This window comes from Streptomyces sp. NPDC047072 (assembly GCF_040643855.1).
Lineage (GTDB): Bacteria > Actinomycetota > Actinomycetes > Streptomycetales > Streptomycetaceae > Streptomyces.
In genome coordinates, this window is the sequence record NZ_JBEYVC010000278.1 from 1 (window position 1) to 8,639 (window position 8,639).

At 69.9% G+C, this 8,639-nt stretch carries 10 protein-coding genes; 3 read left to right on the forward strand and 7 right to left on the reverse strand.

Annotation, left to right across the window (positions count from 1 at the left end; translation table 11 throughout):
* Nucleotides 1–1,060 precede the first annotated feature (1,060 nt).
* Nucleotides 1,061–1,765: a hypothetical protein gene (locus tag ABZ896_RS50590; RefSeq protein WP_360945576.1), complete on the forward strand. Its 705-nt coding sequence runs from the start codon at nt 1,061–1,063 to the stop codon at nt 1,763–1,765.
* Entirely contained in the window at nt 1,762–2,208 is a 447-nt protein-coding gene (locus ABZ896_RS50595; RefSeq protein ID WP_360945579.1) for a helix-turn-helix domain-containing protein, read from the forward strand. The genes ABZ896_RS50590 and ABZ896_RS50595 overlap by 4 nt, the downstream gene beginning before the upstream one ends.
* 351 nt (nt 2,209–2,559) lie before the next feature.
* Here the strand turns inward: ABZ896_RS50595 and ABZ896_RS50600 are convergent, their stop codons facing one another.
* Together ABZ896_RS50600 and ABZ896_RS50605 are read right to left on the reverse strand one after the other, a co-directional pair.
* Nucleotides 2,560–3,348 (reverse strand): hypothetical protein, encoded by a 789-nt coding sequence (locus tag ABZ896_RS50600; RefSeq protein ID WP_360945582.1) that lies wholly within the window; start codon nt 3,346–3,348, stop codon nt 2,560–2,562.
* Nucleotides 3,349–3,780: 432 nt separating this feature from the next.
* Nucleotides 3,781–5,013, reverse strand: a complete 1,233-nt coding sequence (locus tag ABZ896_RS50605; RefSeq protein ID WP_360945585.1) for a hypothetical protein — start codon at nt 5,011–5,013, stop codon at nt 3,781–3,783.
* Nucleotides 5,014–5,335: 322 nt separating this feature from the next.
* Here ABZ896_RS50605 and ABZ896_RS50610 point away from each other — a divergent pair, with 322 nt between their 5' ends.
* Nucleotides 5,336–5,896 carry a hypothetical protein gene (locus tag ABZ896_RS50610; RefSeq protein WP_360945588.1) on the forward strand — a complete coding sequence of 187 codons (561 nt, stop codon included), beginning with the start codon at nt 5,336–5,338 and terminating at the stop codon, nt 5,894–5,896.
* Between the two features lie 70 nt (nt 5,897–5,966).
* Here the strand turns inward: ABZ896_RS50610 and ABZ896_RS50615 are convergent, their stop codons facing one another.
* The 5 genes from ABZ896_RS50615 to ABZ896_RS50635 form a co-directional block, all read right to left on the reverse strand.
* The gene (locus tag ABZ896_RS50615) at nt 5,967–6,227 is read right to left on the reverse strand and encodes a hypothetical protein (RefSeq protein ID WP_360945591.1); all 261 of its coding nucleotides are present in this window, start codon (nt 6,225–6,227) and stop codon (nt 5,967–5,969) included.
* Nucleotides 6,224–6,529 carry a DUF6247 family protein gene (locus ABZ896_RS50620; protein WP_360945603.1) on the reverse strand — a complete coding sequence of 102 codons (306 nt, stop codon included), beginning with the start codon at nt 6,527–6,529 and terminating at the stop codon, nt 6,224–6,226. Before ABZ896_RS50620 ends, ABZ896_RS50615 begins: the two co-directional genes overlap by 4 nt.
* 85 nt (nt 6,530–6,614) lie before the next feature.
* Nucleotides 6,615–7,220: a hypothetical protein gene (locus ABZ896_RS50625; RefSeq protein ID WP_360945594.1), complete on the reverse strand. Its 606-nt coding sequence runs from the start codon at nt 7,218–7,220 to the stop codon at nt 6,615–6,617.
* A complete protein-coding gene (locus tag ABZ896_RS50630) occupies nt 7,217–8,152 on the reverse strand; it encodes a hypothetical protein (protein ID WP_360945597.1) in 936 nt (311 codons plus the stop codon). Before ABZ896_RS50630 ends, ABZ896_RS50625 begins: the two co-directional genes overlap by 4 nt.
* Nucleotides 8,149–8,639 (reverse strand): hypothetical protein (locus ABZ896_RS50635; protein ID WP_360945600.1); only part of this gene is annotated, 491 nt, incomplete at its 5' end. The genes ABZ896_RS50630 and ABZ896_RS50635, both read right to left, overlap by 4 nt.

Consider the following 8,639-nt stretch of genomic DNA (forward strand, 5'->3'; position numbering starts at 1 on the left):
ACGGAATTCCGACGGGATGTCAATTCGCGCAAGCGCGAATTGAGGGCACCCGCGCAAGCGCGGGTGCCAGGGCTGGCAGCAAGGGGAAGTGCATCACGCGCGGGACTGTGTAGCCCCTGGGGTTCCAGGCCACCACCCCCGCAACCGATGTGACGGACCATCGGTCCGATAGGTGCCGGCCCCACCGCAGTGACGGGCTCCGCTTACGCTCCACCCGAACCCCTCCCGGCATCCCAACTCACTCCGACCTGTTCGCCAATATTCCGTCAGCATACACGTCAAAGCGTCATGGTGGGGCAAGTTAACGTGAGGCATCACCCTAGAGAGCGAACGAGCGGCGTCGGTGATGCATCACGGCTGCTGCCTGTGTAGTTTCTGGGTCTTAGCTGCACTACCCCCGCCCCTCCCAAAAACTACCGGTTGAATCCAGAATTGCGCCGCCTGGAATTGCTCAGCCCAAGAAAGGAAGCCCCGATATGGGGTGCCGAAATTCAGCGTGCGGAGGTACCGAAGCCGAACGGCCCCCCGGGCCGGGCGGCGGAACCCCAACTGACATCAGCCCCGCCTATTGCTGCTGCTTTTCCGTCACGGCCTCAGCCGCCCGAGACTCAGAGCCGTTGGTGCCGCCTACGGTCTGCGCGGGCCCACGGGCCCGCACGCGAAGCCGCCTCAGCCGCGACGGGGTCCGGCGGGTGCGCGCCGGTGGACCTCAACCACTTATACCTACCCAGATCAAGAACGTGCAGGTCACGGCGTTGCAGATGACGCGATATGCACCGACTGGTGGGACGTATCGCCGCCGATGTGTCCCGACTGAGGGGGCACATCGGGCCTTCAAAGTCAACTGGAGGCGACACGTTCCGCGTTGCCGTGTCAACTGGAGGCGACATCCGGGGACCGTTGTGTCTGGGGAGAGTTCCGTGGTGCGGGCAGGGGGGAGATCTGTCCCCCCTGGGGGGACACAACTTGCGCGGCATGTCGTGTCGAAGCGACATGAGTGTCAAGCGGAGGTGACATACTGCCGAGAGTCCGAAGATCAAGAGCGTGGGAGAGCAGCCTCGTGCCGAGTGAGCCGCAGCGTCGCCGTACGAGCGCCCGTGAGGCGCCGCAGCCGAGCCTGCCTCTGGAGGATCCGGCTGATGCCTGGGATCGGCCGCTACGGCCCGTCAAGGACCTTGACGACGTCGCGCGGCAGTACCCGGGCCGGAAGCTCACGCTGGACAGCCACCGCAAGCCGCTGGAGTTCTACGGGCCGCCGGACCAGCCAAACGCGTTCTCCATGGACAGCCTGGAGTTCTTCCTTGTCATCAGCCAGTTCTTCCGCGAGGCGCTGCCGCTGCGGCTGATCCTGCTGATGATCGCCTGCCAGCGGGCGGGGGGCCGGATCCACCTGACCCAGGACGAGATGGCGCACGTCCTGGACGTGGCCCGTACCAAGGTCAACGAGGCGTTGGGCGAGGTCACGTCGCACGGGATCGTCTTTCGGGTGAAGCGTGGGGTGTACCAGTTCAACCCGCCGTACTCCTATCGGGTGGCTGAGTTCATCCCGGGCACCGAGACGGTGGAGGCTGAGTACCGGAAGGTTGAGCAGCACGACACGATCGCGAAGATCCGAGCCGACGAGAGCCTGCCCGACCTGGTGCGCTTCCCCTCGCTGGAGAAGATGCGCCAGGAGATTGAGCGGCTGCGTGAGGAACGCGCGAAAATGCGTGCTGAGCGGCGTCAGGAACGGGCGGCGCGCAAGGAGAAGGGGGCACAGCAGTGAGCGGTCTGCATTTCGCCGCAGTCAACGCGGAGGGCGTCGTAGCCGACCTGGACCTGCTGCCCGCGGCGTACCGGGTGCTGCTGAAGCTGCGGGCCCACAGCGAGGCCGGCGGTCGTATCGAGATCGACCAGATCACCATTGCCCAGATGCTCGGGCTGAGCCGGGCCGCGGTCAACGCCGCTCTGCGCGACCTCGATCTGGCGCAGCTGGTGAAGAAGCAGCGGGCCGGTGTCTACCAGCTCAACCCGATGCTCGCGGCCTACCTTTCTCCCGAGGACGCCATCGCGGCCGTGAAGGCGATGCCGAAGGGCGAGCGGCTGAACTCTCCCGGCTTCGTCGACCGCTACCGTCACGCGGTCACCGCCTACCAGGACCAGCTCGCCGAGAAGCGCCGGCGCCGGGAAGACGCCAAGCGCCGCCAGGCCCTCAAGGCCGTCTCCTGATCCTGGCCGCCCCTGCCGGACGTCACGGCGCTGCACTCTCATGGTGCGGCGCCGTTCTGGTTCTTCGGAACGAACCGGTGTACCTGGTGCTGCCGGGCCCGTGGCACGGTGAGCAGCAGGAGCCCTGCCCAGGCAAATGCTGCGCCACATCGGCTGACCCCCACACCAGCCACCCGAGACCCACCACCAGGACCACGAACAGCACCGCCACGAAGACCAGCCCACTCGCCGAACATCACGACTAGGAGCAGTGGCATCCCGCCGCCGCAGGCCTGCGCCTCACACCTCACACCCTCACAGTGAACCCCGCCCACCAGGCAAAACAGGCTGTGTGCCTTACAGGAACCGCGGCTACAAGGCCCTGCCGTGCAGGGCGCGGCGGTCCCCGGACATCGCGTAGCGGCGGGCGGCGAGTCCGTGTTCGACGGGCTCGCCGATCTGCTCGCACAGCAGCGCCAGGACGCCGGTCGCCGCCTCGGTGTCGGACAGGTAGGGCGGCGCGACTTCGAGCATCAGCTCGCCGATCGCGTACGTGCTGGCAAAGAGGTCGTCGGTGAGCTGGCGCCCTACGGCGACAAGGGGATCCGCCGACGGAGCGGCGGGCGGCGGAGGCGGGGCGGTACGGACATCGCGGACGGCCTGGCGGACCACCGCCCGCACCGTCGGCTCATCGAGGGCCGCGAGGCCGCTGTGGGCGAGGGCGGTGAGTCGGCGGCTGATCAGCTCCGCGACGACGTCCGCACGGCCAGCGACGGCGATCAGGGCGCGCTGGGACAGGCCGTAGTCGAGCGCGGCCCCGGCGGCCGTGCCGGTGTCTCGCGTGCGAGACGCCTCGGTGCCGATCTTGACGGCGCCGTGGATCGCGGACAGGGCGCGGGCTACGCCCAGGAGCCGGTACGCCTGCGCACGGCTGATGCCGAACTCCGCACCGCAGTATGCCTCCCACGAGGCGAAGCCCAGAGGAATCCACACCTTCGCGGCGTGCGCGTCACGGACCCGGGCGGCGAGCACCGCCACGGAGCGCCGGACGTCGTCCATCGCCTCGCGCAGCCCGGCCGTCACCTCCCGGGCCTGCTCTGCGCTCAGCGGCGGCTGCGCCGGTTCGGCGACGTCGTCCTGGTCCTGGTCGTGCTCGCCCATGCCTCCATCGTCCTCCGCTCCGGCGGGCCGGACCAGGCGTGCGGAAGCACGGAACGACCGGAACAACGCGGACCGTGCCCCCGGTGCAGCGCCGGCTGCCGCATGCAGCGCGACGCGTGCAGCAGGTTGCAGCCATGCAGCGGGTGTGACGCCGCATCAGCCCGGCCGTGCAGCAGCTCCGAGCAGCAGACGCTGCAACCGGGCGCTGCACCGGCGGGGGCCCGGCCCGCGACCCGTGCAGCACCCGTGTGCCGTCTGGGCACCACTCCAACCACCACCACGAGCAGCAGCCCACCCGACCACGAAGCAGCGGCTGCTGTATCCCGTTGCGCAACGCCGCCGTGCAGCGCGGCCAGGAGCAGCACTGTGCAGCAGCCGCAGGCCTTCGCCGACGGCTGCCCTCACAGCTCACACCCCTCACAGTCCCCTCGTTTACCTGGGGACTCGGGCTGTGAGGCTCACAATTTCCGCGTCGTCGGGGAGGTCCTGACGCTCCTTGCGCGGGGCGGGGAGCAGTGGCACCGGGCCACCGGGCAGCAGTCCGCGGCGTTGGAGGACCTGGGCGCGAGCGCGGCACCAGGGTGAGCAGAACTCCCGGAGCCGTCGCCCGGAGTCGGGGCAGCGTTGGGTGCAGACCTTGCAGTGGCCCGGATCGGCGACGGGCGCCAGGCGCTGCAGCAGCCTGCGAACCCGGTCTTCCTCCTCTGCTCCCTGCGGTACGTCGTCGGAGGTGCAGCCCTCGATGAGTTCGGTGAACGCGGCGCGAAAGACGGTGAGCTCACGGCGGCAGGCCCCGAGCAGCTCGAGGTACTCCTCTACCGGCCAGCTGGCGAAGGTGCCGGAGCGCGTCAGGTACAGGCTGACGGTGTCGATCCGGTAGCGGTCCTGGGCATCGAGCAGCAGGTAGCCGGCCAGCTGCCACGCTTCGGCCTGCCGGATGGTGCGGGTGGCGCGGGTGCTCTTGAAGTCGAGCAGCAGTCCGTCGACGGCGAGGTCGGCGTCCGCGGTGAGGTGGTGGGTGGAGAACGTGGGGCCGGGCGTGCAGTCCTCGGGCCGCGAACGGTCGCGCAGGGCCTTCAGGGGGCCGTCGGCGGCTTTGTAGAGCTGGGCGACGACGTCGGCCACCATGTCGCGGTGCGGCAGCTGGAGAAGCCGTTCGAGGGTGAAGGCGCCCGGATCCTCGCGGGCGGTGATGGCCAGCGGGGTGTAGGCGAACCCGATCGGGGTGCGGTAGTTGACCTGGTACCAGGCCGCGGCGATCAACAGGCGGGCCAGGTCCTCCTCTTCGTCCTGGTCCCGGTCCACGGGCAGGCCGCGGTTGTCGAGCTCCAGGCGCAGCACGGTCTCCTTGAGCCGGTCGGCGAGTTCCTTGCCCACGGCGCGCATCCTCTGGCCGGCGTCGCCGGTGCTGAGGTGCACCATGCCGAGGATCGCGACCGGGTCGACGGGCTTGACTGCGGTGAAGGCCAGGCGCAGCCGGTAGTCGATCGCGGTGCCGACGGTGCCGGCCTCCGTGCCGACGCCCGGGCCGGGCAGCACGAGCTGGTCGTCGTGGTGCCGGGCCCGGTAGTTCTTGCGCAACGGGGTGGCGCCGGCCGACAGTTCCCGGTCGAGGAAACGGCGCAGCGGGGTGCGCGGACAGTGGATACCTGAAGTCAGGCTCATGAACACCGCCTTGGGCAGCGAGCGCCGTGACGGCGCTTCGGGGTTGTCACGGTTTGGACGGTAGGGAGCGGCACTGACATCCCGTCACCCGCAAGAGGGAACGAGGGGAGCCGCGGGCGATGGATTCACCCGTACGAGGGGCGGCGCGGCGTCTTTGGTGACAGGGACGGCAGGGTGAACACGGCGGTTGAATCCGGCTGTGTCACGCGTCTCTCACAGCCTCACAACCTCACAGCTGACCCCGTTCGCCTGGGGAAATGGGCTGTGAGGCTCACAGGTGACATGAGGCTGAGAGCGTCGGCGCGCCCCTACGATCCTCACCATGAGTAGCGAGACGGTTACCGTCCAGGTGGACCCGCAGGAGTTGCCGGCCGACAGCTTCACGGAGTCGGACATCGCCAGAATCGAGTTGGTGTCGTGGGGTGAATACCGCGCGGCGGACTTCGGCAAGTTCGCGCAGATGGTGAGTGAGGACCTGGCGCAGGCGGGCGACTACGTGCGTCAGGCGGCGCGCATCGTGGGTTCGGTGGAGACGGTGTTCCTGACGGCCTCGGTGATCGCCGAGCGGGTTCGTGGCACCAGCTGGGAAGTCATCGCAGAAGCACTCCGTATGAGCGCAGCGGATGCAGAGAAGCGATGGGGCGACGTCGAAGCGAGGTGGCGCCGCACCAGTCGCGCAGACAGCCTCTACCGGAAGGACCCCGGAAGGCATGCAGCGTCGGCCGACCGGTACATCACCACGGACACGCCCTACCAGTTCACGACCGCCACGCGCCTGCCTCTGTCCGCCTCGCTGGACGCGGCCGCCCATCTCACCGGCCGCGACGTCGCCGCAGCGGACCATGCGTTCGCCGGCACCGCCTGCACGCACTGCTCCCACTGACCTTGCGACGCTGGAACGCCCCGCCCACGGCAAACTGGAATGTCAGGGGCGGGGCGTTGTCACCTGGCGGCTATCCCAGCCAGACGATGTCCAGGATGGACAGGTGCCGCAGGGCGCGGTTCGCGAAGTAGATGACGGACAGCTGGCCGACGGACGCGATGCGCACGTCCTCGCCCTCGAGGTCGCCGGCGTCCCACTGCGGGAAGCCCCACGGGTTCCCGGCCGCGGAGTCCAGGACGTCCCAGACCATCTGCTCCGCGTGCTCGGGCAGTACGGCAAGCACTTTCGCGGCGGGCGGCGACAACCGGACCGCGTACGGCTGACCGCTCACCGGCGCCTGCTCCGGATCTCATCAAGGTCGACGAACCCGGTCTCGTCACGGCCGGAGGCGAGGAACGCGTCGACCGCCGGGGCGGAAGCAACGCGGGCCTGCCAGACCTGGACGACTTCGTACAGCCCGGCGAGGGAGAACGTCCGGCGCGACTCTTCCAGCGCGGCTGCCCACTCCTGCTCGAAGGCCGGCACCCACCGGTCCGCACGCCGGTCGGCGCGCAGCTGCGCAAGCAGTTCGGCCGGAGCTCCGGGCGCGGGGGCGTACGGGGTGACGGGTGCGTGGTCGGGCTGCGCGCTCATCTGGTCCTCCCGGCAGGTCGTACCGTCACGGTACGCGTGCCGGGTGGCCGTGGATGCGGGCATGGGACAGATCCCTTCTGCCGGATCAGGGTGCTGGCGACAGCGTGGGGGCGTGCGGGGATGACTGCTGGTTGAGGAACTGGCCGTAGGCGGTCTCCGCGAACCACCAGCCGGTGGGCGAGTGCTTCGTGCGCCACGGCCGCGGTTCCACCAGCGTCTCCAGCTGGCCGTCGGGGTGCTGGAGGCAGACGCCGATGCCGTAGACGCCGAACTCCAGCAGCTTCTCCGGGTAGTTGACGGTGGGAGCACGGGTGATGATCACCCGGCGCGCGCAGAACTCTATGAACTTCTGTACGGCGTCCATGGCCAGCTGGGAGGCGCTCACCGACCGTACGGTGGCCAGCTGAACCTGGCACGGACGAACGACGTGCCGGACAACCAGGCCGTCGGTGACCGTGCAGATCCCGGCCGGCGCCCCGCGGACGTAGTCACGCTGCCGGTCGGAGAGGGACTCCAGCGGGACGGGCAGGCCGTGGGGCAGCGCCATCAGAACGTCCAGGCCGCCGAAGCCGTACCCGGTGGCAACCCCCAGACCAGCAGCCTGACGCCGTTCGTGTTCCGCGTCGTCGATGTCGAGCTGGAGTTCTGCGACGCCGAAACCGGCCGACGCGGGAACCGTTGCGCGTATCACGAGGGTGCTCCGATCGGCATGGCCGGCGCCTGCTCGGTGTCGGCGATCTGCTGAAGGAGGTAGAGCATCCGGTCGGCCCGGCCGGGTGCGACGGCCATCGGCCGATCGCCTTCCGTGGTGACCTCGCCGCGCCACGCGCTGGCCAGCAGGGCCATCTCGTGGACGTGCCCGTCGGCCGGCAGGAACCAGGTGGCGCCCTGCGAGCGCAGCCCGGCCGCCAGGTCGTCCAGGTCGCGGTAGCGCCAGATCAGCACGGTGAGCTGGGACAGGATCGCGGCCAGGACCTCCGAGCCCGAGACCGGGTCGCCGGCGCCCGGCGGGATGCCCTTGGCCCGGGTGGAGACCAGGCGCAGCAGCGGTTCGGCGATCACCAGTCCGTTCGCGCCGAGGACGGTGACCTTGCCCGCCGACGGGCTGCGCCGGGTGCCCGCCGGGGTGTGGCCGCGCTCGGTGTAGTCGACGTGCAGCACGGCCAGCGGGCGGTTCTGCGGGATACGCAGCAGGCTGCGGGCCGTACGGACGGCTCCCGCGCGTTCGCGGGCGGCTTCTTCCTGGCGGTGGCGCAGGCCGCGGATGTGCCAGCAGGCCGGGCACAGCGCGCCGTACGACTCCGTCGCGATCGGGGCGCGGTCGGGGCGGGCACCGCAGTCCACGCACACCCTCGCCCGCACCGAATTCTCCAACCGGGCCCGAGCGGCCTCCAGCTGAGCGGCCGTCGACGCGGTCGGCGCCGACTGGTCGATCCGGTACAAGGTGATCGTCGTGCTGCGGCCGATCCCGTCCCGGCCGTCGACCGTCGCCGCGGCCGGGCCCGGCTGACGCGGGAGATCCATGCTCTTGAGCTGGGCGGCGGTCGCGTAGATCCCGGACGGGACGTCCCGCCAGGACGGGAAGTGCGGGCGGCGGGCCTTCGTGCCGGTGGGCGCGGTCACCTCGAGGCTCCCGTGCCGTGCGGTGCGTCGGCCGTGGCGTACGGGTCGGGGAGCCGGGTGGCCTGCACCCATCCCGCCGTCGGCGACCAGTAGGCGATGTTCGCGGTGGCGTGGCGGATGACAGGCTCGGTGGCGCCGTCCAGGAGCAGGCGCAGGTACTGCCCGGCGGTGTCGACGATCTCGCCCTCCCCGTCGATGTGACGGACCCGCCCGCCGATCGCGGCGCGGACACCGAACCGCTCGGGCAGTCGGTAGTACGAGTTGATGTAGTCCAGCTGACCGGCCTGCCGCTTCCGGGTCTGGACGATGTTCTCCGGGTCGTCGTCGTGGTCGTACGGCACGGATTCCTCCTGCTGATGAGTGATGGGGTGTGCGTGCTGGCCAGCTGCGGAACACTGGAGGCGCGGGAGCAGGACCGCGCCGAAGAGCAGGGTGGCCAGAACGCGCACCCCGAAGACGGTCGCCACCGCGAACGCCACGCCTCGGT